This window comes from Streptomyces sp. CA-179760 (assembly GCF_050937045.1).
Taxonomy (GTDB): domain Bacteria; phylum Actinomycetota; class Actinomycetes; order Streptomycetales; family Streptomycetaceae; genus Streptomyces.
The window spans coordinates 2,836,161-2,858,744 of the sequence record NZ_JBNJLZ010000001.1 but is presented as its reverse complement, the minus strand read 5'-3'; the positions used below and the strand labels follow the sequence as shown (position 1 = coordinate 2,858,744).

At 70.1% G+C, this 22,584-nt stretch carries 20 protein-coding genes, 1 other RNA gene and 3 pseudogenes; 13 read left to right on the top strand and 11 right to left on the bottom strand.

The window, feature by feature from the left end; genetic code table 11:
• Positions 1 to 6 precede the first annotated feature (6 nt).
• A complete protein-coding gene (locus ACQEV8_RS12775) occupies positions 7 to 960 on the top strand; it encodes a 3-oxoacyl-ACP reductase (RefSeq protein WP_432959756.1) in 954 nt (317 codons plus the stop codon).
• A 69-nt stretch (positions 961 to 1,029) separates the two neighbouring features.
• On the opposite strand, the gene ACQEV8_RS12770 is transcribed toward ACQEV8_RS12775, so the two are convergent.
• Together ACQEV8_RS12770 and ACQEV8_RS12765 are read right to left on the bottom strand one after the other, a co-directional pair.
• Complete coding sequence (locus ACQEV8_RS12770; RefSeq protein WP_432959755.1) at positions 1,030 to 1,197, bottom strand: hypothetical protein; 168 nt, start codon at positions 1,195 to 1,197, stop codon at positions 1,030 to 1,032.
• A gap of 97 nt (positions 1,198 to 1,294) precedes the next feature.
• Positions 1,295 to 2,572, bottom strand: coding sequence for a hypothetical protein (locus tag ACQEV8_RS12765; protein ID WP_432959754.1), 1,278 nt, complete (start codon positions 2,570 to 2,572; stop codon positions 1,295 to 1,297).
• A gap of 304 nt (positions 2,573 to 2,876) precedes the next feature.
• Between ACQEV8_RS12765 and ACQEV8_RS12760 the strand changes: the two genes are divergently transcribed.
• The 3 genes from ACQEV8_RS12760 to ACQEV8_RS12750 are packed head-to-tail and all read left to right on the top strand — an operon-like array spanning position 2,877 to position 5,882.
• A complete protein-coding gene (locus tag ACQEV8_RS12760; protein WP_432959753.1) occupies positions 2,877 to 3,731 on the top strand; it encodes a Nif3-like dinuclear metal center hexameric protein in 855 nt (284 codons plus the stop codon).
• Positions 3,728 to 4,471 (top strand): zinc ribbon domain-containing protein, encoded by a 744-nt coding sequence (locus ACQEV8_RS12755; protein WP_432972654.1) that lies wholly within the window; start codon positions 3,728 to 3,730, stop codon positions 4,469 to 4,471. Before ACQEV8_RS12760 ends, ACQEV8_RS12755 begins: the two co-directional genes overlap by 4 nt.
• 19 nt (positions 4,472 to 4,490) lie before the next feature.
• A complete protein-coding gene (locus tag ACQEV8_RS12750; RefSeq protein WP_432959752.1) occupies positions 4,491 to 5,882 on the top strand; it encodes a bifunctional RNase H/acid phosphatase in 1,392 nt (463 codons plus the stop codon).
• Here ACQEV8_RS12750 and ACQEV8_RS12745 read toward each other — a convergent pair.
• The 4 genes and pseudogenes from ACQEV8_RS12745 to ACQEV8_RS12730 all read right to left on the bottom strand — a co-directional run bounded on the left by ACQEV8_RS12745 (position 5,857) and on the right by ACQEV8_RS12730 (position 8,777).
• On the bottom strand, positions 5,857 to 6,504 hold the full coding sequence (locus ACQEV8_RS12745; RefSeq protein WP_432959751.1) for a bifunctional 4-hydroxy-2-oxoglutarate aldolase/2-dehydro-3-deoxy-phosphogluconate aldolase: 648 nt from the start codon (positions 6,502 to 6,504) through the stop codon (positions 5,857 to 5,859). The genes ACQEV8_RS12750 and ACQEV8_RS12745 overlap by 26 nt on opposite strands.
• Positions 6,505 to 6,590: 86 nt before the next feature.
• Positions 6,591 to 7,373, bottom strand: a complete 783-nt coding sequence (yaaA, locus tag ACQEV8_RS12740) for a peroxide stress protein YaaA (protein ID WP_432959750.1) — start codon at positions 7,371 to 7,373, stop codon at positions 6,591 to 6,593.
• 53 nt (positions 7,374 to 7,426) lie between these two features.
• Complete coding sequence (locus ACQEV8_RS12735) at positions 7,427 to 8,008, bottom strand: hypothetical protein (protein ID WP_432959749.1); 582 nt, start codon at positions 8,006 to 8,008, stop codon at positions 7,427 to 7,429.
• Positions 8,005 to 8,777 (bottom strand): annotated as a pseudogene (locus ACQEV8_RS12730) (MerR family transcriptional regulator). The gene ACQEV8_RS12735 and the pseudogene ACQEV8_RS12730 overlap by 4 nt, the downstream one beginning before the upstream one ends.
• Positions 8,778 to 8,940: 163 nt before the next feature.
• On the opposite strand from ACQEV8_RS12730, the gene ACQEV8_RS12725 reads away from it, so the two are divergent.
• The 5 genes and pseudogenes from ACQEV8_RS12725 to ACQEV8_RS12705 all read left to right on the top strand — a co-directional run bounded on the left by ACQEV8_RS12725 (position 8,941) and on the right by ACQEV8_RS12705 (position 14,288).
• The gene (locus ACQEV8_RS12725; RefSeq protein ID WP_432959748.1) at positions 8,941 to 9,519 is read left to right on the top strand and encodes a Uma2 family endonuclease; all 579 of its coding nucleotides are present in this window, start codon (positions 8,941 to 8,943) and stop codon (positions 9,517 to 9,519) included.
• Between the two features lie 47 nt (positions 9,520 to 9,566).
• Entirely contained in the window at positions 9,567 to 10,388 is an 822-nt protein-coding gene (locus ACQEV8_RS12720; protein WP_432972651.1) for an AraC family ligand binding domain-containing protein, read from the top strand.
• A 19-nt stretch (positions 10,389 to 10,407) separates the two neighbouring features.
• Positions 10,408 to 11,187, top strand: a pseudogene (locus ACQEV8_RS12715) (DMT family transporter); the annotation flags it as partial.
• Positions 11,188 to 11,302: 115 nt separating this feature from the next.
• Positions 11,303 to 11,708: RNase P RNA component class A (gene rnpB / locus ACQEV8_RS12710), an RNA gene on the top strand.
• A 417-nt stretch (positions 11,709 to 12,125) separates the two neighbouring features.
• Positions 12,126 to 14,288, top strand: a complete 2,163-nt coding sequence (locus tag ACQEV8_RS12705) for an AIPR family protein (protein WP_432959747.1) — start codon at positions 12,126 to 12,128, stop codon at positions 14,286 to 14,288.
• 170 nt (positions 14,289 to 14,458) lie between these two features.
• Here ACQEV8_RS12705 and ACQEV8_RS12700 read toward each other — a convergent pair whose 3' ends face one another.
• Both ACQEV8_RS12700 and ACQEV8_RS12695 read right to left on the bottom strand, forming a co-directional pair.
• Positions 14,459 to 15,070 carry a DUF6879 family protein gene (locus tag ACQEV8_RS12700; RefSeq protein WP_432959746.1) on the bottom strand — a complete coding sequence of 204 codons (612 nt, stop codon included), beginning with the start codon at positions 15,068 to 15,070 and terminating at the stop codon, positions 14,459 to 14,461.
• Complete coding sequence (locus tag ACQEV8_RS12695; protein WP_432972648.1) at positions 15,063 to 15,332, bottom strand: hypothetical protein; 270 nt, start codon at positions 15,330 to 15,332, stop codon at positions 15,063 to 15,065. Before ACQEV8_RS12695 ends, ACQEV8_RS12700 begins: the two co-directional genes overlap by 8 nt.
• A 287-nt stretch (positions 15,333 to 15,619) precedes the next feature.
• Here ACQEV8_RS12695 and ACQEV8_RS12690 point away from each other — a divergent pair, with 287 nt between their 5' ends.
• A complete protein-coding gene (locus tag ACQEV8_RS12690) occupies positions 15,620 to 15,973 on the top strand; it encodes a hypothetical protein (protein ID WP_432959745.1) in 354 nt (117 codons plus the stop codon).
• Positions 15,970 to 18,126, top strand: a complete 2,157-nt coding sequence (locus ACQEV8_RS12685) for a tetratricopeptide repeat protein (RefSeq protein ID WP_432959744.1) — start codon at positions 15,970 to 15,972, stop codon at positions 18,124 to 18,126. Before ACQEV8_RS12690 ends, ACQEV8_RS12685 begins: the two co-directional genes overlap by 4 nt.
• 52 nt (positions 18,127 to 18,178) lie before the next feature.
• Here ACQEV8_RS12685 and ACQEV8_RS12680 read toward each other — a convergent pair whose 3' ends face one another.
• Complete coding sequence (locus ACQEV8_RS12680; protein WP_432959743.1) at positions 18,179 to 18,382, bottom strand: DUF397 domain-containing protein; 204 nt, start codon at positions 18,380 to 18,382, stop codon at positions 18,179 to 18,181.
• Positions 18,379 to 19,251: a helix-turn-helix domain-containing protein gene (locus ACQEV8_RS12675; RefSeq protein ID WP_432959742.1), complete on the bottom strand. Its 873-nt coding sequence runs from the start codon at positions 19,249 to 19,251 to the stop codon at positions 18,379 to 18,381. Before ACQEV8_RS12675 ends, ACQEV8_RS12680 begins: the two co-directional genes overlap by 4 nt.
• Before the next feature lie 204 nt (positions 19,252 to 19,455).
• On the opposite strand from ACQEV8_RS12675, the gene ACQEV8_RS12670 reads away from it, so the two are divergent.
• Together ACQEV8_RS12670 and ACQEV8_RS12665 are read left to right on the top strand one after the other, a co-directional pair.
• Entirely contained in the window at positions 19,456 to 20,268 is an 813-nt protein-coding gene (locus ACQEV8_RS12670; RefSeq protein WP_432959741.1) for an ATP-binding protein, read from the top strand.
• A gap of 130 nt (positions 20,269 to 20,398) precedes the next feature.
• Positions 20,399 to 20,794 (top strand): annotated as a pseudogene (locus tag ACQEV8_RS12665) (Uma2 family endonuclease); the annotation flags it as partial.
• Between the two features lie 248 nt (positions 20,795 to 21,042).
• On the opposite strand, the gene ACQEV8_RS12660 reads toward ACQEV8_RS12665, so the two are convergent.
• The gene (locus ACQEV8_RS12660) at positions 21,043 to 22,569 is read right to left on the bottom strand and encodes an HsdM family class I SAM-dependent methyltransferase (RefSeq protein ID WP_432959740.1); all 1,527 of its coding nucleotides are present in this window, start codon (positions 22,567 to 22,569) and stop codon (positions 21,043 to 21,045) included.
• Positions 22,570 to 22,584 lie beyond the last annotated feature (15 nt).

Genomic DNA, 22,584 nt, shown 5'->3' with positions numbered 1-22,584 from the left:
CCCACCATGCCGCTGTCACCGTCGATGCCGCTCCGGGGACTGTCCGCGATCGTCACGGGCGCGGGCCGCGGGCTCGGCCGGGCCGAGGCGCTGGAACTCGCCCGGCTCGGCGCTGCCGTGGTCGTCAACGACTACGGGCAGCCGGGCCGCGACGGCAGCGGCGAGGCGTCCGCCGGGCCCGCCGAGGAGGTCGCGGCCGAGATCCGGGCGGCGGGCGGGGCCGCCCTCGCGCACACCGGTGACGTCTCCGACTTCCGGCAGGCGGGCGAACTGGTCGAGGCGGCCGTCGCCGGGTTCGGCAGGCTCGACATCCTGGTCAACAACGCGGGCATCCTGCGCGACCGCATGGTGTTCTCGATGGCCGAGGAGGAGTGGGACGCCGTACTCCGGGTGCACCTCAAGGGGCACTTCAACACCACCCGGTTCGCCGCCGCCCACTGGCGGGAGCGGTCCAAGCGGGCCGGGGAGCCGGTGTTCGGGCGGATCGTGAACACCTCCTCGGAGGCGTTCCTCGCCGGTTCCGCCGGGCAGCCCAACTACGCGGCCGCCAAGGGCGGGATCGTCGGCCTCACCACCTCCACTGCCCTCGCCCTCGGCAAGTACGGCGTGACGGCCAACGCGATCTGCCCCCGCGCCCGCACCCGGATGACCGAGGACGTCTTCGCCGGCGTCGAGCAGTCCTCCGGAACCGGCCTCGACCCGCTCGCTCCCGAGCATGTCGCCCCGCTCGTCGGCTATCTGGCCTCGCCCGCGGCCGCCCATGTGAACGGGCAGCTCCTCGTGGTGCACGGCGGGATGGTCGCCGTCGTCGAACGGCCGCGGGTCGCCGCCAAGTTCGACAGCAAACAGGACACCTTCACGTACGACGAGCTGGAGGCCGTCCTCGGGCCGTACTACGCGGACCGGCCGGCGGGGGAGACCTTCGCGGCGGCCGAGGTGCTGGGACTGAAACGCGGCTGAGGAAAGCCGAACGGCCCCGCCCGTCATACGAGGGGCGGGGCCGTTCGCTGTCCGGTCACTGACGTTCCGTCAGGCCGCCGTCTCGGTCTGCTCGGTCTCCGCCACCGGCTTGCGGTGGCGGCCGCGCGGAGCCGTCTCGCCGTCGTGCGTGGAGACCTCACCACGGTGCCGGCCGTGGCCGGCGGAGGTCTCCTGGACGTCGTCAGCGTGCAACTGGTTCGTGCTGGCGTCGCTCATCGGATGGAATTCACCCCGTCAACATGATCTTTTTTACAGCCGGGTGAGTGTATCCGGCACCCCGCACCCGGGATCCAGGCGGCCACGCCGACCGGCACTAGTTCGTTACAAGCCGTCCCAATGGCGCTTGCTGCAGCGGCACCGGGCGAGGGGCGGAGGGTGCCGGGGGCGCCGGTTCCGGTGCCGTTGCCGCGCCTGGTTGTTGCCCTTGCCCTTGCCCTTGCCCTTGTCCTTGTTCTTGTTCTTGTCCCGGCCCCGGTTCAGGGGGATGCCCCGGCGCGGTGGCGGGGCAGGCCGTCCGCGCGTCCGCATCCTGCCCCGATTCCTCGCCCGGCTCCGGCACCGCCACCCCGGGCGGGCTCACCTGCGCCACGCCGCACGGCACGACCTCCGTCGCGTACGGCAGCCGCAGCACTCCCTCCGGTGTCCACAGGCCGGTGCCCGCCAACCACCCTTCGGGCGCCGGGAGATGATGCACCCGCCGCTCGGCCGGCCGCCACACGGCGACCCAGCTGCCCGCCGGCCCGTCCACGCGCAGCGCCACCGCGCAGCTCTCCGGTGTCAGCACCTGCCCCGGCTGGATCGCGAACGGCGTGACCGCGCAGTCCCGCAGCCGCAGGCACTCCGGGAAGCGCACCGGCAGTGTGCTGCCCAGGACACCCCAGCCCAACCGCTCCTGGCCCGGTGACGGCGCGTCCGAGCGGACGATCAGCAGTCCGCTGTCGTGGTCGGCGAGGAGCAGCCGGTCGTCGCTGCCGGCGGCGATCTGCAGCAGCGGCGACACCTCGCCGCCGCGCTCCAGGTCCACCACGACGGTCTTGGTGGGCCCGCCGGTCTCCCGGTCCAGGGCCAGCAGCCGCCCGGCCGGGTCCAGCCAGACCCCGCCCGAGCAGCGGCCGGGCAGCTCGGCCAGCTGCTGGGGCCCGAAGGAGCCGCCCGCCACCAGCCACACCGCCGTGGAACGCCGACCGACCGCCAGGGCATACGCCCGTTCGCCGCCGGGGGCGGGCGGCAGCAGCCGCAGCCGGGCGGCCGCGTCCGGGCACTCGATCGCGCCCAGGGGCAGCTCGCCGGTGCCGGGTCCGGTCGGGTACAGCAGGGAGAAGGCGTGCCGCCCGGCCACCAGACGGTGGATGAGGACCCGCCCGTCGGTCATCGGCTGCACCTCGGTGCCCGGCTCCTCCGGCTGGTTGCGGGGCAGTGGCACCGCGTACGGCTCGGGGCCGTCCAGGGTCCAGCGCTCCGGGAACCAGGAGTCGCCGGCCGACGCCAGGCGTGCGGCGTAGGCACCGTCCGCGGAGAGCGCGCAGCCCGCCGGCCTCGCCCCCTCCCCGTCCTCGTGTCCCGCCGAAGGCTCGATCGCACAGGCAGTCATCGTTCGGTCACCTCCAGTGACGAACGTAGTTTTCGTGCCACAGGTGGGGAATCCGGGCGCTCCGGCTTCACACATAAGGGTGTTCCAGGAACGATTCGCCTGTGGGAAACGGTGCATTTGTGCTCGGCGGGGCGACAGGCGGCCGAGGGGGCGGCGGCGTGGGCGATGGTGCGGGCGGCGGTGCGGGCGGTGGTGTGGGCGGCGGCGCGGGCGATGGCAATGACGCCGGCGCGGGCGATGGCAATGACGCCGGCGCCGGTGGTGGCGGTTCAACGCCACAGATCAGGCGGGTAGCCTTGCTCCCGTGCCCCGTCTGTCTGAAGTCATCGCCGCGCTCGAGAACCTCTGGCCCGCCGAGCGGGCCGAGTCCTGGGACGCGGTCGGCACCGTCGTGGGCGACCCGGACCAGGAGGTCACCCGTGTGCTGTTCGCCGTCGACCCGGTCCAGGAGATCGTCGACGAAGCGGTGAAGCTGGGCGCCGACCTGCTCGTCACCCACCACCCGCTCTATCTGCGCGGCACGACGACCGTCGCGGCGACCCACTTCAAGGGCCGTGTCGTCCACACCCTCATCAAGAACGACATCGCGCTGCACGTCGCCCACACCAACGCCGACACCGCCGACCCGGGTGTCTCCGACGCCCTCGCGGGCGCCCTGGACCTGCGCGTCACCGCACCGCTCGTCCCGGACCCCACCGACCCCGAGGGCCGCCGGGGCCTCGGCCGCGTCTGCGCGCTGGACCAACCGCTGACCGTCCGCGAGTTCGCCGCCCGCGCCGCCGAGCGGCTGCCCGCCACCGCGCAGGGCATCCGCGTCGCCGGTGACCCCGAGGCGGTCGTCCGTACGGTCGCCGTCAGCGGCGGCTCAGGCGACAGCCTCTTCGACCACGTACGCGCGGCGGGTGTCGACGCCTTCCTCACGGCGGACCTGCGCCACCACCCGGTCTCCGAGGCCCGCGCCCACAGCCCCCTCGCGCTGCTCGACGCGGCGCACTGGGCCACCGAATGGCCCTGGTGCGAGCTGGCCGCGAGCCAGCTCGACGAGATCTCCGACCGGCACGGATGGGACCTGCGCGTCCACGTCTCGAAGACGGTCACCGACCCCTGGACCGCGCACGCGGCCTCTACCACTTCTGACCCCCTGGGAGCCCCGAACTGAACGCCGAGCCCGCCGACCAGATCCGACTCCTCGACGTCCAGAACCTCGACGTCCGCCTCCAGCAGCTCGCGCACAAGCGGAAGTCGCTGCCCGAGCACGCCGAGATCGAGTCGCTCGCCAAGGACCACGTCCAGCTGCGCGACCTGCTCGTGGCCGCGCAGACCGAGGAGAGCGACACCGCCCGCGAGCAGACCAAGGCCGAGCAGGACGTGGACCAGGTGCGCCAGCGCGCCACCCGCGACCAGCAGCGCCTGGACTCCGGTGCCGTCACCTCCCCCAAGGACCTGGAGAACCTCCAGCGCGAGATCGCTTCCCTCGCCAAGCGGCAGGGCGATCTGGAGGACGTGGTGCTGGAGGTCATGGAGCGCATGGAGTCCGCGCAGGAGCGGGTGGCCGAGCTGACCGAGCGGGTCACCTCCGTCCAGTCGAAGATCGACGACACGACGGCACGTCGGGACGCGGCCATCGAGGAGCTCGACGGTGAGGCCGCCACGGTCTCCAAGGAGCGCGAGGTCATCGCCGGATCGGTGCCCGCCGATCTGCTCAAGCTCTACGAAAAGCTGCGCGAGCAGCAGGGCGGCGTCGGCGCGGCGAAGCTGTACGCGCGCAGCTGCCAGGGCTGCCGGCAGGAGCTCGCCATCACGGAGGTGGCCGAGATCCGCAAGGCGGCGCCCGACACGGTGATCCGCTGCGAGAACTGCCGGCGCATCCTGGTGCGCACGTCCGAGTCCGGTCTCTAGGTCGCTGGGAGCCCTTCCGGTGCGGGAGTTCATCGTCGAGGCCGACGGCGGGTCGCGGGGCAACCCGGGGCCCGCGGGCTACGGGGCCGTGGTGAGCGACGCGGCGACGGGGGAGACCCTGCGGGAGGCCGCCGAGTACATCGGCGTCGCCACGAACAACGTCGCCGAGTACCGCGGTCTCCTCGCCGGCCTGCGCGCCGCCCATGAACTGGACCCGGCGGCCACGGTCCACGTGCGGATGGATTCCAAGCTCGTCATCGAGCAGATGTCGGGCCGCTGGAAGATCAAGCACCCCGACATGAAGCCCCTGGCGGCTCAGGCGGCCCGGGTGTTCCCGCCGGGGCGGGTCACGTACGAGTGGATGCCGAGGGAGCGGAACAAACACGCGGACCGGCTGGCCAACGAGGCGATGGACGCGGGGGCCAGGGGGGAGCAGTGGTCGGAGTCCGCTTCGACGGCTGAGCTGGATGCTTCTGCCGTCGGTGGAACGACGGAGGCGGATGGCGGCGAAGCCGTGGTGGCCGGGGGTGATGCTCTCGACGCCAAGGCCGATGCCGTCGACGCCAAGGCCGATGCCGTTGCCGATGGGCCTGCGGTGAAGGCCGACGCCGGTACGGAGAGCGTCCGGGCTGCAGCCGACGCCGGCGCGGACGCCGGTGCGGAGCGCGCCCGCGCTGCAACCGACGCCGACGCCGATGCCGATGCCCGCTCGGCGAACGTGAAGGCCGACGCCGACGCCCGTGCCGCCAAGGCCGTTGCCGCGCCCGGCTGGGCGCCCGCCGACATGGGCGCCCCCGCCACCTTCGTCCTCCTGCGCCACGGCGAGACCCCTCTCACCCCCCAGAAGCGCTTCTCCGGCAGCGGCGGCACCGACCCCTCCCTCTCCGACGCCGGCCGGGAACAGGCCGAGCGGGCCGCCGCACTGCTGGCGAGGCGCGGCACCATCCAGGCCGTCGTGTCGTCGCCCCTCACCCGTACCCGGGAGACCGCAGGTATCGTCGCCGCCCGGCTCGGGCTGGACGTGAGTGTCGACGACGGGCTGCGCGAGACCGACTTCGGCGCCTGGGAGGGACTCACCTTCGCCGAGGTGCGCGAGCGCCACCCCGACGACCTGAACGCCTGGCTGGCCTCCCCGGACGCCGAACCCACCGGCGGCGGCGAGAGCTTCGCGGCGACGGGCACCAGGATCGCCGCCACCCGCGACAGACTGGTCGCGGCGTACGCGGGCCGCACGGTCCTGCTCGTCACCCACGTGACCCCGATCAAGACGCTCGTCCGCCTCGCCCTGGGCGCCCCGCCGGAGTCACTGTTCCGCATGGAACTCTCGGCCGCGTCCCTGTCGGTGGTCGCGTACTACGCCGACGGCAACGCCAGCGTCCGCCTCCTCAACGACACGTCCCACCTGCGCTGAGCCCCGCCGCCGCACGGGCCAGCTCCTCGACGCGCCCCCAGTCGCGCGCCGCGACGGCGTCCTGCGGGAGCATCCAACTCCCGCCCACGCAGCCGACATTGGGCAGCGCGAGATAGTCCGGCGCGGAGGCCGGGCCGATCCCGCCCGTAGGGCAGAAGCGGGCCTGCGGCAGCGGCCCGGCGAGCGACTTCAGATACGCCGTACCGCCCGCGGCCTCGGCCGGGAAGAACTTCATCTCCCGCACTCCGCGCTCCAGCAGCGCCACGACCTCCGACGTGGTCGACACTCCCGGCAGGAACGGCACCCCGGACGCCCGCATCGCGTCCAGCAGCAGGTCCGTCCAGCCGGGACTGACCAGGAACCGCGCGTCCGCCGCCACCGACTCCGTGACCTGCCCGGGGCTGATCACCGTCCCGGCACCGACCAGCGCCTCCGGAACCTGCCCCGCGATCTCCCGGATCGCCTCCAGAGCCGCGGGCGTCCGCAGCGTCACCTCGATCGCGGGCAGCCCACCGGCCACCAGCGCCCGCGCCAGCGGTACGGCGTCGCTCGCGTCCTCGATGACGACGACGGGGATGACGGGCGCGAGATCCAGCACGGAGGCGGGCAGGGAAGAGACCATGGCGGTATCCTGCCGCCCCCGCGACAGCATGCGCAAAGCTCATTGCGCATGCTGCAACAAGCGATGTCGGGGGGAGGGAGGGGAGGTCAGTGCACCTCGTCCACCAGCACATCCAGCGCCCACGCCTGCCCCGCCTTGGCCGGCGCCTCGGCCTCGACGACGTACCCGAGCTCCCGCAACGCCGTGACCAGCTCGGCCGGGCCCTTCGGATCGACGCCGGCGGTGAGCAGACCGCGCACGATCCGCCCCTTGGTCGCCTTGTTGAAGTGGCTGACCACCTTCCGCGTCGGTGCGTGCAGCACCCGCACGGACGCCGTCCGCCCGGCGATCTCGCCCTTCGGCTTCCAGGCGGCGGCGTACGCGGCCGACCGCAGATCCAGCACCAGCCCGTCCCCGGCCACCTCGGGAAGCACCGACGCCATCGCCGTACGCCAGTGCGCGCCCAGCGCCCCGAGCCCCGGCAGCCTCACCCCCATCGAGCACCGGTACGACGGAATGCGGTCCGTCACCCGCACGGCACCCCACAACCCCGAGAACACCAGCAGCGAGCGCGCCGCCCGCCGCTTGGCGGCGGCGTCCAGGGACGCCAGGCCGAGGGCGTCGTAGAGCACGCCGGTGTAGATCTCCCCGGCCGGCCGCGCCCCCGCGGTCCGCAGCTCCGCGTTCTTCGCGACCTCACCCCGCAGCCCCTCGCTGAGCCCGAGCACCTCGCGCGCCTTCTCCTCGTCGCCTGCGCACAGCTCGACCAGCTCGGTGAGGACGGCCTCCCGGGCGTCGGCCAGCCCCGGCAGCGACAGCGACTCCGGCTTCAGCGGGGCACCGCGGCCGGAGGAGGCCTTGCCTTCGGACGGCGGCAGCAGGACAAGCACGCGTACTCCTTCGATCGAACTCCGCCGACAGCGTACGGGGGCCCGCGGCGCCCTCAGACCCGCGCCCGGCCGAGGGCGCGGACGAGCCCGTCGGCATCGTCGGCGTGAAACCGGACCACCCGCACCGGGCGCCGACGCCCGAAGAAGGTGAGATGAGTGACCGGTTCCGTCAGTTCGACCGTGACAGTGGTCTGGGACCCCACCTCCACATTGAGCTCCCCGTCGGCAGGCTCATGCGTCATCCGCAGCTCGCGCCGCACCGAGGCGATCCGCTCCAGCGGCACCCGCAGATCGACATGGACGTACCGCCGGATCCGCAGTTCACCCCCGACCGGATCCAGTACGTGCGGACGTACGACGGACGAGGCGTGCAGCCCGACGAGGAAGACGAGGCTGTACACGTCCACGAAGAGGAAGACGGCGTGCACGGTCGGCCAGTCCCGCAGCAGCACGGACATAGCCACGGTCTCGACGACACACACGAAGCCGAACCCGAACATCATCGCGCCCTGCCCGCGCGCGTACCCGAACCCCTGACCACCACCCCCGACCCCCTGCGTACGCCGAGCCACCCACAGCAAGAGACTCACGAGCACCCGCACCTCGTGCCGGACCAGCAGCCGCGCGATCCTCATCGCCGCTCCTCGGTGGATCGTCGCTCCTCGGTGAGCAGGTGCAGCGTCCGGCGGATCGCCTCCGCCTGGGCCGGTGCCAGGTCGTCGTAGAAGGCGCGCATGACACCGTCGTCTTGGTCGAGATCCCCGACCTCCGGGAACAGCCCCGGGGAATGCAGTCGGCCAGGGCCCGGGCGGCCCCGTCGACCCGCGGATCGTCCGGCTCCGCCCCGGCGAGCGCGTCGAGCAGCGCGTACGCCTCATGGGCCCGCGCCACGGCCTCGGGATTCCCCAGGGCCTCACCCAACGACGACACGAGCTGCTCCCGTGCCTCGTCCGGCATGGCCGTCTCCAGGAAGGCCATGATCTCGCGGTCCTTGGCGGCCATGGGAGAGTCCGACAGCTGTTCCGACCCGGCGAACAACGCGGCCAGCTCCGGCGACACCGGCCCCTCCGCCGGCAGCCCGCCCTCCGCCTCCAACAGGATCCGCAACCGCCCCCGCCGCTCCCGGATCGCCTCCTCCTGCCGCGCCAGATCCTCGTCCAACTCGGTCAGCACCTCGACCAGGTCCTTCCCGGCCTCGTCCGCCAGCACATCCCGCACCTCGGCCAGCCCCAGCCCCAACTCCGTCAGCCGCCGGATCCGCGCCAGCACGACAGCGTGCCGCAGCCCGTACGCCCGGTACCCGTTCGCCAGCCGCTCCGGTTCGGGCAACAGGCCCAGCTGGTGGTAATGCCGCACAGCCCGCGTGGTGACGCCGACGGCGCCGGCGAGTTCTCCGATTCGCATGGGACCAGTGAAGACGTTGACGTTGCGGCAGGGTCAAGGAGCGGGGGCGACTTCTGACGGTGGCCGTGATCGTGTGCCACGATCGAGGGAACGGTTCCCGACATCACGGACAGGTGATCTTCCGATGTCCCAGTCTGGCGAGCGACAGAAGGAGGGGCGTGACATGACTGCCATGGCCCACGAGCCGCTCACGCAGGAAGAGGTCCTGCTGGAGGGCTTTCTCGCCCTGGACACCCCGGAGGGTTTCCGGGCCGAGTTGATCGAGGGGGAGATCGTTGTGACGCCGCCGCCGGACGGGGATCACGAGAAGTACATCAGCAGGATCGCGAGGCAAGTGATCAAGCAGTCCCGGATCGACATGGACCTCTCCGGGAACAAGGGGTTGAAGATGCGGAGCGGGGTTGCCTGCCCCAAGAATCACCTGGTGCCGGACGTCACCTTCGGCCCCATCGAACTCGACCTGTTCGGCGGAGCCGACTCCTGGATGGCCTGCGAAGGCGTTGCCATGGTGCTGGAGGTGACATCGACGAAGCCGAAGGCAGACCGCGAGGCCAAGCGCCGCTGCTACGCCCGGGCCGGCATCCCTCTCTACCTGCTCGTCGACAGGGACAACGCCCAGGTCACCCTGTTCAGCGAACCGAAGCAGGACGACTACCGCGAGTACTGCGCCCGCCCCTTCGGCAAGCCGGTCACTCTCCCCGAGCCGTTCGCCTTCGATCTGGACACCACGGACCTTCTCTGATCCCCTGTGGGCGGGGGAGGGGGTGCGAGGTGAGCACGCAAGCGCAGGTGAGAGAACAGGCCCGCTGGACGAGGGCACGGCTGGGCCGTGCCGGCCCGCCCCTCGACCTCCTCACCGCCCACTTCGACCAACATGTCTACGCGCCCCACGCGCACACCGAGTTCACCATCGGCGTCACGGTCGGCGGCTCGGAGGTCATCGCGTACCGGGGCGGGCGGATCCACTCCTACCCCGGCTCGATCGTCGTCCTGGAGCCGGGCGAGATGCACACCGGAGGCCCGGCCGCCTCCGACGGCTACGCCTACCAGGCCCTCTACGCCGAGCCGTCCCTCCTCACCGACGGCACCCTCGGCGGACTCCCGCACTTCCGGAACCCCGTCCTCCACGACCCGGACCTGGCCACCGCCCTGCGCGCCGCCCACACGGACATCAGCACCTGCCCCGACCCGCTGGAGGCCGAGTCCCGCCTGCCCTGGCTCCTTACGGCCCTGGCCCGCCGCCACTCCACGGCCCGCGCGAGCGAGGACACGGTGCCCGGCGCCGACCACATCGCCAGGTCCGTACGCGACCGCCTCGCCGACGAACTTCTGGACCCGCCCTCCCTGGCCGCCCTCGCCACCGACCTCGGCCTCTCCCGCTACCAGCTCCTGCGCGCCTTCCGCACGACGACGGGCATACCCCCGTACGCCTGGCTCGCCCAGCACCGCGTCGCCAGGGCCCGCGGACTCCTGGAGTCCGGCCTGCGCCCCGCCGAGGTCGCCGGCCTCGTCGGCTTCGCCGACCAGGCACACCTCACCCGCTGGTTCCGCCGGGTCCTGGGCGTGACCCCGGCGGCGTACCGCAACAGCGTTCAAGACACGGCGGGGTGAGACGGCCGACACTCGCCGCATGACTGCACGCGGCTGGTTCCTGTTCTCCCTGATGGGAGTGATCTGGGGCGTCCCCTACCTGATGATCAAGGTGGCGGTGGACGCCCTGTCCCCGTCCATGGTGGTGTTCACGCGCTGCGCGCTGGGCGCCGCGCTCCTGCTCCCCTTCGCGATACGCCAGGGCGGCCTGCCCGCCACCGTGCGCGCCCACTGGCGCCCCATGCTGGCCTTCGCGTGCATCGAGATCATCGGCCCGTGGTGGACCCTGACCGATGCCGAACGCCACCTCTCCAGCTCCACGGCGGGCCTGCTCATCGCCGGTGTCCCGATCGTGGGCCTGGCCCTGGCCCGCTTCTTCGGCGAGACGGAGAGGCTGGGGGCGAGGCGGGTGACCGGACTCGGCCTGGGCCTGGCCGGCGTAGGAGTCCTCACGGTCCCGCACCTGACAGGCGGCGACGCGAAGTCGCTGGCCGAGGTACTGGTGACGGTGGTGGGCTACGCGACGGCGCCCCTGATAGCGGCCCGCCACCTGAAGAACGTCCCGACCCTCCAGCTCATCGCCCCCTGCCTGGCCCTGGCCGCGCTGGTCTACGCCCCGGCGGCGGCGATGACCTGGCCGTCAGCCATGCCCTCCCCCTCGGTTCTGGCGGCGCTGGCGGCCCTGGGCGTCGTCTGCACGGCGATCGCCTTCGTGGCCTTCCTGGAGCTGATCAAGGAGGCGGGCCCGACCAGGGCGACGGTCTTCACGTACGTCAATCCGGCGGTCGCGGTGGCGGCGGGCGCGATCTTCCTGGACGAGCAGCTGACGGCGGGCATCGTGGCGGCGTTCACGCTGATCCTCGCGGGCTCCGTCCTCGCGACCGCCGCCGGTCCGCGCCCCCGCTCACGCCCGGTACCATGGTCGACACGGCAGACGAGCCGGGCGGACGGCCGCGTGGAGTCCCCCTGACGGGGAACTTCCCGAGGAACGTCCGGGCTCCACAGGGCAGGGTGGTGGCTAACGGCCACCCGGGGTGACCCGCGGGACAGTGCCACAGAAAACAGACCGCCCAGCACCTCGGTGCTGGGTAAGGGTGAAACGGTGGTGTAAGAGACCACCAGTGCCCAGGGTGACCTGGGCAGCTTGGTAAACCCCACCCGGAGCAAGGTCAAGAGGAAACACTCCGGTGTTTCTGCGCGGATGATCGAGGGCTGCCCGCCCGAGTCCGTGGGTAGACCGCACGAGGCCGGTGGCAACGCCGGCCCTAGATGGATGGCCGTCGCCCCGGCTCCCGCGAGGGAACCGGGGAACAGAACCCGGCGTACAGCCCGACTCGTCTGCCTGCAAGTTCAGTGAGATGCCCTTGGTCGCGTGGATGTCTATCCCGCCATCAAGAAGTGCCCGGACTTCGCGCGAGAACCCCTGCGTTGCAGCTCCTGTAGGCGATCCGCTATGCGCTCCGGTATTGGGGCGTCGTTCAGAAGACGGAATCGCGTCATGTTGAGCGAGGTTGCTTGTCCCTCGACCCGTGCCGATTCCCCCTCGCCGTTGCTGACGAAGGCATGAGTCACCCACGCGCTATGGGCAGCGGACGCGAGCTGGACTCTGCCCATCCCCTGGCCAAAACCGGTCTAGAACAATCGGATCGGGTGCATATGCTGACGCGGGGCTGGGGCACGTTGTACGTCGCTTCGATAGTCTGAACAGTTCTGTCGAGAGCGGTCGTGGGGGTACGGATGGGCAAGGGCGCGCAGAGCATGCCTCTTGAGGTGCAGCACATCAAGGGGGCGCTGCTGCGGGAGTTCCAGGACCGGATCTCCATGGACGACTTCGAGAAAAAGGACCCCACGGAGCGTGAGACGGCCTTGTTGTCGCGGGCCGTGTCCGCGAAGGCCGCCCGCATCCTCGCGGACTGCACCTCGGACGAGGCAGCGGCGTGGGTGATCGACGGCCGGGACGATTTCGGCATCGACTGCGTCGCGTTCTCCGCCTCGGGATCCGAACTCTGGCTGATCCAGGCCAAGTGGAAGGACAAGGGGACGGCCGGCTTCGACACCGAGGCGGCACTCAAGCTGGTACACGGACTGAAGAAGCTCGACAACCGCGACCTCGACCACTTCAACGAGCGGCTGCAACTGCTCGCGGACCGTGTACACGGCGTCCTCCGGCTCCCCACCTGCAAGGTGAACCTCGTCATCGCGCTCATGGGGGACGGCCGTCTCTCCGTGGAGACCCGCAACATCCTGGACGAGGCGGCCAACGAGTTCGGCGGACGCGGCCGGAGCGTGGAGTACCGGGTCCTGGACCAGAGGGACTTCCACCGGGCGATTCAGGAGGACCTGGAGCCGCAGCCGATCACTCTCAAGGCGACCATGGACCGGGAGTGGTACAGCCGCGAGACCCCGTACAAGGCGGTGATCGGCGAGGTCAGCGCTGACCAGCTGGCCCGTTGGTACGGCGGCCGGAGCGATGGCGAGGATCAGGACAAGGGACACGGTGAGCGTCTCTACGACCGCAACGTCCGCAAGTCGCTGGGGCTTACCGGGGTCAACCAGACCATGGTGGAGTCGATGCTGGGGGACCCGGAAGGGTTCCTCTACCGCCACAACGGCATCACGGTGCAGTGCGACAGGGTCGAGCAGGAGTACCACGCCAAGAGAGCGGTCGGCCAGCCCACCACCCTCACCCTGCACAACGCCAGCGTGGTCAACGGCGCCCAGACGGTGTCCTCGGCCTTCAGGGCGTACGAGAGGGACCCCGAGGCCGTCGCGGAGGCGTACGTCCTGGTACGGATCATCTGCCTGGAGGGGGCACCGGAGGGCTTCGGGCGATCCATCACCAAGGCCACCAACACGCAGAACCACATGGAGCGCCGGGACTTCATCGCCATCGACACCGTCCAGAGCGAGATTCAGAAGGACTTCAGCCTCTCGCTGGACAAGGAGTACGTCTTCCGGCGCGGCGAGCTGGACCCGGCGCCCGAGTCCGGCTGCTCGGTGACGGAGGCGGCGACGGCCCTGGCCTGCATGCACCGGGACTCGTCGCTCGCGGTGCGGGTCAAGGGCTCCACGAACGCGCTGTGGGAAGAGGGCCGGGGAGGCGCGTACACCCTGCTGTTCGGTCAGCAGCCGTCCGCCCAGCAGATCTGGCGAGCGGTGCAGGTCTTCCGGCTGGTGCGGGACCAACTGACGGAACTACGGGCGAAGTTCACCGGGCGACGGGCCGCCGTACTGGACAGCGGGGCCCTGCTGGTCGTCCACCTCGTGTTCCAGCGCATCGGCAGGGACAAGTTCGATGACCCGGACGACGAGTGGGCGACGGTGCTCGACGAGGTGGCTGGTCAGGTAAGCGCCGTACTCCTCTGCCTCATCACCATGGTCGACACCCTTTTCACCAGCAAGAGTTACGTCACCAGCACCTTCGCCAACGATGAGCGCTGCGCTCGGCTGGTCTCCGCGGTCCTCGGGGTACTGGAACGCGGCACCGGTCCGGACTCCCCGATGAACCTCAAGGCCCTCATGGAGGGGACGGGGCCGAAGCGGCAGCGGCGCCCCCAGACGGTTCGCCTGCTCGTCGACCATGACGCCATCAACGACGGTACACCTCTCGTCTACGCTCCCAGCACCGTGGAGGAACTGGCCATCGGCGCCTGGCTCGACGAGGACCCCCGCCGTCGCAGGGCGACGTGGGTGAACGACCGAAGGACCCCCATCCTCTGGGAGGCCGACGGCAAGCGGTACTCGCCGACGGGACTGGTCTCCCAGATGTGGAACGCGGCCGACTGGAAGGAACAGTGGAGCGCGGTCCAGGGCCCCAAGCAGTGGAGGGTGCCGGGCGACGGGACGTTGGTGGAGATCGCCGAGCGGCTCTGGCGGGAGATCGCGGACGCGGAGGAGCCGGGGGAGGAGAGCCCGGCGTAACGACCGGGACGGCCTGCCCGCCGTCGAGCGGCGGGCAGAACACTTCCGCCTGCCGTCTCCGCGGGCCGCCTGCCGTCTGCCACCTCCGGTGGCCCGGTGTGCCGCACTCCGTGCTGGTGTCCGAGGGCGCCGGAGCGGTGCCGCCGAACACGGTGAGTTCGGCACTCGGCTCAGTGGGCGGCTGTGGGCGGGGCGAGAGGAGCGATCTCCCTGTCGAAGAAGTTGTGGAAGTCTTCCCCGCGCCCGTACAGCGCGTCGAATCCGGCCGACGTTTCCCGGATCAGTGCGCGGTCGGCGAAGCGGTTGGCCCCCGCCGCGTTTCCGTCGTCGTCGTAGCACACCTCGTACATGACGACGTCTCCGAGGATCACCACCTCCGGAACAGGACGCTCCTTCTCGATGTCCGAGATCTCGCGGGCATCGAGCACTCGGATGTTGTCGCCCAGCTCCACGCGCAGGCGTAGAACGAACATCTCCCATTGGACATAGGGGGTGACAGGAAATTCCACCACGCGAAGGCGGCGCTCCAGGATATTCAGCTGTGCCGCCTCGTGAAACTGGCGTGCGTAGGTCTCGCGCTTCTCCTCGATGAGGGACAGCGCTCTTTCCCATTCTCCGGCGGCGAAGGCCTCCCAGCTGGCAAACCCTCGTTCCTTGAAGTTCTGGCCCCGTTCGAGCTTGTTCTGGAAGCGAATGCCGCTACTGCGGCTTCGATGGAAATCCGAGTGGTATGTGGGGCGGTCCATGCGTTCGGAAGGACTGCTTGGGAAGGAATCAAACACTGGGAATATCCGGTTTCGCCGCGACCAACATGTTCCTTGGGATGACAACGAGTCGTTCGTCGGACCCTATCGAGACGCCCGGCGGCAACTTACCGCTGAGTGACTCCGTGAGGTCCCGGCCGATGACGGCGATGTCTCCGTTCGCAAGCTCCCAGATGTCGGGGCAGTCAGGGTTGTCGGTGGTGTTTCCCAGTTCCTGTGGTGACTTTCCCAGGCGTCGCTTGAATGTTGTGGCCGGATCGGCTTCCCAAGGCCTACGCATGGCCATCGCCCCCTCGATTAGGCCAAAGTCTCCCCAAGTTAGCACTCGGCCAATCGGCTTGACCATGCCAAAACCGGCCTGGCCGATGATCCCACGCTGTTCCATCCGGCTCGGGAGTGCGACGATGAGTGGTCACGAATCGGCAAGCTATCAAATCCCGGCAGATGCCGAGAATCCTACCTATTTGGCATATGGTCGTAAGATTCATAATCCTTGCTCAGGGGGGAACTGCGGACCCGGAGACAGCTTTACTCGCACAGAGCGCGGGAGTCACGCTGGTCACCTTGATGACAACCGACGTCTGGCATCGCACCCGGGAAGGAATCACGCAACTATGGCGTCGGACGCAGCCGCACCGTGCCGAGGCCGTCGTCGCGGAGTTGGAAGCCACCCGCGAAGACGCCTTGGCGGCCGGTGAGGCCGACGACCGGGAGACACTCGGCGAACTGCACCTGGAGTGGCAGGGACGACTCCGGCGGCTGCTCGCGGCCCACCCAGGCGCCGCTGAGGAACTGCGCCTGCTCCTCCACGAACTTGAGCCGAGGGACGCGACCGGCTCCGTGATCACCCAGCACGCCAGCGCGTCCGGCCAGGCCCGGATCTACCAGGCCGGACGAGACCAGCACAACGCGCAGCCATGACAGGGGCGATGGACGGACACGCCGAGGATCGTGGCCGTGTCTACCAGGCGTCGGGCGACCAGCACATCAGCGAACACCACCACTACGCCGATGAAGCGGCCACGCCAGGGGGCCCCGACTCGGTTCGCCGCCCGGCAGTCGGTCGGCCCCCGGTCCTTCTGCGCGACCGCGTCGAAGTGCTGGAACGTCTGAAAGCGGGTGTACGCGCGGGACGCGGTGGTGAAGCCTATGTGCTGTACGGCATGGGGGGCTGCGGCAAGACCGCGGTCGCCTACACGTTCTTCCAGGCGGTCGTCCACGAGTGCGGCAGGGTCGGCCTGTGGGTCAGCGCATCCGACCGCGCGAGTCTGCGCGCCGGCATGCTCGCGGTCGCGGCCGACCGAGGCGCCCGCGACGGCGAACTGCTGGCCGCCCGCAACGGCCTGCGCGCCGCCTCCGATCTCGTCTGGCACTACCTCGACCGCTCCGCCGAGCCCTGGCTGCTGGTGCTCGACAACGCCGACCAGCCCGAGATCTTCCGTGACGGCAGCTGGCTGCGCACCAGTCCCGGAGGCATGGTCGTGGTGACCACACGCCGTTTGGCCGCCCGTTGGTGGCCCGGGGCGGAGTTGCAGCACATCGGCGTACTGCCTGGTGAGGACGCCGCGCGCGTACTGCGCGACCTCGCCCCGCACAGCGGTACCCAGGAGGAGGCGGAGCGGATAGCGGAACGACTCGGCAGGCTGCCACTCGCCCTCACCCTGGCGGGCGGCTTCCTCTCCCAACAAGTGCTCGATCCCTGGACCCTGGAGGCCTACGGTCGCCGTCTCGACGAGGACGAGAGGGTACGAGTCGGGCTCATCGACCAAGGAGCCGATGCCTTGTCCCCACAGGACCCCCGGCACATGGTGGGGCTGACGTGGCAACTGACACTCGACGCGTTCGAGGCACGAGGGCTGCCCGAGGCGACCGCGCTGCTGAGACTGCTGGCCCGTTTCGCGCCCGAACCGTTGCCGCTGGTTCTGCTCAACCGACCCGAGATCGACGCCGCGCTGCCTCGCGCTCGCTGCGAGGCAGCGCTGAGAGCACTGCTCGACCAGTCGCTGACCGAGTTGGTCGACGTCGGTGCGCGATGCGCACAGAGCCACGGGGTGCTGCTCGACAGCGTGGCGGCGGCGACTCCGGCCGCATCGGTCCCGGTACTCGACACCACGGCCGTCCGCCTGCTCGACGCCGCCTTTCCCGCGCTCCCCGACGCGGGCCCGCACGATCCGCTGCTCCGGCTGCTCGTTCCCCATGCCCTCGCTCTGCTACGACGCGTCGACGGCCCCCCGACCTCGGCGGACGCGCTGGCCGTGGCTACCCGGCTGGCCGTCGCCCTGCACCGCACCGGAGACTACGTCTCTGCCTGGGAGACCGCCCGAGCCGCAGCGGACACCGGTGAGCGGCAACTCGGCGCGGAGCACCGGTCCGTACTGGCCGCCCGTTCCAGGGCAGGCCGCGCGCTCTTCCGCATGGGCAGATACGCCGAGGCCGAGGCGTTGCTTGAGCGCGTCCGAGCGGCTCAGAACCGTCTGTTCGGGACTGACGATCCCGACACTATGGACAGCGCTCATGGTCTTCAGCTCGTGCTGGGGAATCTCGGCAGACGGGACGAAGCACTCGCGCTCCTCCGGTCCGTGGTCGCCGGCCGAGGCAGGGCGCTGGGCCCCGCGCACCCTTTGACCCTGCGCTCCCGCTCCAGCCTGCTGGTCCTGCTGTCCGCCTCCGAGGCCGTCACCGAACAAGACGGCGCACTGCTTAACCTGCCCTCGGAATGCGACCGCCTTCTCGGCCCGGATCACACGGTGACCCTGGGCGCCCATCACAACCGCGCCTGGGCGCTGTACCTGTTGGGCCGTTTCGACGAGGCCGACCAGGAGATACGGCAGGTCACCGAGGCCTACTGCCGGCGCTTCGGCCCCGACTACCCGACCGCGGTCTCGGCCCAGCAACTCCTCTCCCGCACCCGGGCCGCGCTCGGCCATGTGGAGGCGAGGGCAGAGCTGATGACGGATGTCGTGGCCCGACGGGAACACAGCCTGGGGCCCGACCACCCGTTCACGGTTGCCGGCCGGAAACTGCTGAACGCGTTCACGTCGGGGCGGTGGCGCCCGCCTGGTGTGGAGGGGTGACGGGCATATGTACGGCTGTCGGGGCCGACCTCGGCGCGTTGGCGGGCCGTTCTCAGCGGAGGTGGTCGACGAAGGCGACCCAGGCGCGCGGGGAGAAGGCGAGTGCAGGGCCGCTGGGGCGCTTGCTGTCGCGGACGGGGACGAGGGCGGGGAGGTTGTCGGCGACCTCGACGCAATTGCCTTGCCCGCCGCTGTAGCTGCTGGCACGCCACGCCGCTCCCGGGAGTGCGGGACGTATGTCGTGGTCCTGGCTCATGCTCGGTACTCCTTGGCGGTGCGGCGGATCAGCCTGAGCGATTCCGTCGGTGGCAGCGCGGTGGTGCGGGCATCGTCGAAGAGGGCGCGGTAGTACGCGACCTCCGGCTCACGCTCCATCCAGATGTTGCCGGTCGGGGTCTCCGTCAGTACGAGGTCGAGCGATGTCACCTGGGGAAAGCTCAGCAGCAGGTACGGGCCGAACATACCTGAGTGGGCACCTCGTGAGAACGGCAATACCTGGACGGTGATGTTGGGGAGCTCGGCCATCGTGGCAAGGTGCTCCAGTTGCGCTCCCATCACCGCGGGACCTCCCACGTGCTGTCGGAGGACTCCTTCCGCCAGTACCGCCCAGAGCGACATGGGGTCCTCGTCGGTGAGGCGTTGCTGTCGAGCGAGCCGCACCTGGACGAACTGGTCGATCTCCTCCGGCGTCGTCCAGGCCCTTGAAGCGACTGTCACGGCACGGCCGTACTCAGAGGTTTGGAGGAGGCCCGGGACGAGCTGCACCTCGTAAGTCCGGACGGTGTCGCAGATGGCCTCCAGCTCGATCTGATCGCGGTACGAGTCGCCCAGGACGGAGCCGTACCGGTGCCACCATCCGTCGCGACGGCGCCGGTTGGCTCGCAGAGCCATGGCTGCGAGGCGGTTGCGTGTCTCCGGGGCCTCGACCCGGTAGGCGTGCATGAGCGCGTTCAGATCAGGGGTGCGGACGGGTACGTGCCCGTTCTCCATCCGGCTGATCTTCCCCTTGGTGCAGTCGAGCAACTCGGCGGCTTCAGCCATGGAGACACCCGCAGCCTCACGGAACTTGCGGAGTTCGTCGCCAAGTTGACGCCCGAGCACGGTGGACGGTTTGACAGTAGGCATGTCCGACTCCTACCAGAGGCTGGCGGTTTAGAGCTTGGCACTTACCCGAAGGAGTGAAACAAGCCTAATAGGCTCCATGCAATATTGCGCCGATCCATATGCTGCGGAGCACTGCTGATGCTCGCTACTCGACTGGCGCGGCAGCGCGGCAACTCGATCACTGGCTACCGACCCTCAGGGGACGTCATGGCACGGAACTCCACCTTGAACGAAGTCACCTTCCGCCTGCCCCGGTCCCGTCAGAGCGTGCCGAGGTCCCGGGCCGCCTTACACGCCGTACTCGGCGGCTGGGGCGTTAGCCAAGACGTCCTGGAGCCCGCGGAGTTGGTGCTCTCCGAGCTCGTGACCAACGCGCTGCGCGTGCCCGTGCCGCGCGACCGGCAGGTGGGCGTACGGATCGCGCGATCGCTGGAAGACGGGATGTTGCGGCTGGAGGTCAGCGACGCGGGCGCGGGCAAACCGGAAGTTCGGCTCCCCTGTGACGAGGAGACCGGCGGGCGCGGGCTGCTGCTCGTGGAGGCGATGGCTCACCGCTGGGGCGTGGAGGAGCGCGTTGGTGGGGTCGGGAAGACGGTGTGGGCCGAGCTGAAGGCACAGGACATCATGGCTGGGCCGGTCGGGAGCGTGGTGGTCGTAAGCGGATCCCTGGCCCGAGGTGGACATATGAGTGCGCGGCACGCCGAGACACCGGACCCAGGACTGCGGCACCTCAGGACTGTGGCCGACATCCGTGCCGCGCTGCGGGACGGGCAGGGCTTCCCGGGCGACGCCGAGAGCTTTGAGGCCGACCTCGATCGCGCCCTGGACCCTGCCACGGCCCCCGACCTTCACCAGGTCGCCGACGTCATCAAGCCGTATGCGGCCAGCATCCGCGCCTTCAGCGAACCCGGCTTCGACGATGTGGTGCAGGAAGGGCTCGACCTCATCGCCGAGATCAAGAAGGCGACCAGGAGTGAGCCGTGCCAGCCTGTTCTCCCTCTCCGCCCAGCAGTGAGATCCACGTCGCGTGATTGTTGAGACGCTCCCGGCAGGAGATCCAGCCAGGCAAGGAGAGCGGTGGCACCTTGGGCACCCCGGCTCATCACCCCATTCCCGTCCGCGTGGGCACCTGCGCGAGGCCGCGGAGAGCGTCGAGCAGGCCACGGGTATGAGTGTGGGGATCATCGGAGGAACACTCGTGATGTCCCCCAGCCCGAGCGGCAAGCTCGCCGGGATCATCATCGACCTGCGCGATGCCGTCCGCCCCGGGCTCTCGACCTCCTACGACGCGTTCGAGAACGTGCCCGTCCCGATGCCCGGTGATCCGGACGACTACGCGACCCCCGATCTGACTATCGGCCCTCGTACGTTCAAGGACGACGACGGCTGGCTCCTGGACGCCGACGCGGTCGAACTGGCCGTGGAGGTCATCTCTCCGACCGAGCGGCTCAAAGGCATCAACGAGAAGACCGCCTGGTACGCGGCTGCGGGTGTGGCACTCCTGTTGCAGGTCGACCCGCGGACGGGCACGTGGTCGCTGTTCGGCTGGCCTGGGGAAGGCGAGTACAGGAGCGTCGTCCGCGGCAAGTACGGCGAAAAGGTGCCGTTGCCCGCCGAACTCGGCGGCGATCTGTCCACGGTCGGCCTGGGCTTGTACGGGACGCGACCGGGTCGCTGGCCGTGGAGTGCCCTCCCTCGGGGAAAGCGGGTATGCGGGAGTGAGCAGCCCTTGGCTGGTTCACCGTGGTCATCCGGTGGGCGGGTCGCCGTCGGTCGGACCGAGTCCTTACCGGCGACGACCCACTGTCGCGCTCACTGCCCCAGCAGCGCCTCCGCGACCTGGCGGAAGTGGGCGGCGGCCTCGTCGAGCCGGTCCGCCACCTCGGAGGCGATTTCCTTGGGGGAGCCGAAGTCGCCGAGTTCCGGGGCCAGATGGGCCTTGAGGTCGAGGCTCGTCTTCGGGCGGGCGAGGAGTTCTGCCGCCGGGTAACGACGGAAACGTTTCGACGCCGACTCAGTCCGTGCGGTGAAGCCCCCCTCGGGGAGGCAGGAGGCGATGAAGTCCTCGAAGTCGGCCTCGGTGACCGGGTTTCCGGTGTCGGTGTGGTGGTTCCCCGTGCGGGCGTCGTACACCCACAGGTCCCTCGTGGCGGGATCACCGTTCGGCTTGGGGGCGGACTTCGTGAAGAAGAGGATGTTCGACTTCACGCCCTTGCGGTGGAACAGCCCGGTCGGGAGCCGTAGGAGGGTGTGCACATCGCAGTTCCTCAGCAGGTTGTGGCGCACGATGGCCGCCGCGCCGCCGCCGAAGAGGACGCCGTCAGGGACGAACACGGCCGCCCGCGCACCCTGGGGCAGGGTGATCGCCAGGTGCTGGAGGAAGTTGGTGGGGAAGTCCCCGTAGGTCCAGAAGTCGTCGCGCATGGTGGCGTCGGGCTGGACGCCGTTGCTCTTGAAGGGCGGGTTGCAGATGGCCACGGTGGGCACGACACCGTGCACCGACCGGACGACCGGGCTCCTGCGCTTGAGTGTGTCCGCGAGCTGGATGGGGGCGGGGGCGGCGAACGGACGGCCGGTGTGCAGCAGGATGTTCAGCATGGCCAGCCGGCACATCTGCGCGTCCAGGTCGGCGCCCGCGAGGGCGGTCGGCGGCAGCTGCTGGTTGGCGGCGAGCATGGCGTTGTAGGCGGCGATGAGCGTCGTGCCCGTGCCGCACGCCGGGTCGATCACGATGTCCTCGGGGCCCACGCCGAGCACCTTCGTGATGGCGTTCAGGATGGGGAGGGGCGTGAGGGTCTGACCGGTGTCGATCTTGCGGTCGATGTCGTCGCGGCAGTCGCGCAGCATCCGCGAGAAGGCCCCACCCAGTTCGGCCTGGCGGACCGTCAGCCACTGGTAGGGGGCGATCTGCTCGACGATCAGCTTGTTCAGCTCGGCCATGCGGTCGAGGTCCCAGGGCTGGGCGTCGCGGAAGACGACGCTCGCGGTCTGCCGGTCGGGACGGTTGGCGAGGCTCTGGTCGCCGAGTTCGTCCATGAGCCTGGTCAGTGCGGTGTGCAGGGCGTCACCGCTGAGCAGCGCGAGGTCCGGCCAGGCTCCGGTGGGCGCGACGGGCGGGTGCGCGAAGCGGGCCGAACGCTGGGCGCGCTCGTGGTCCAGCTTGAGGAAGAGCAGATAGCCGACGTGCTCCACGAACTGAAGGCGGGTGATGGCCCGGGTGCTGGTCTCCTCGCGGTAGAACTTCCAGAAGCGGTCCGCTATCTCGTCGCCGTTCCAGAGTTTCTCCGGTCGTACGGTTGCCGCCGCCGCGCCGTTGCCTCGGCCGAACCCGTTGGCCATGTGTCACCCAGTCCC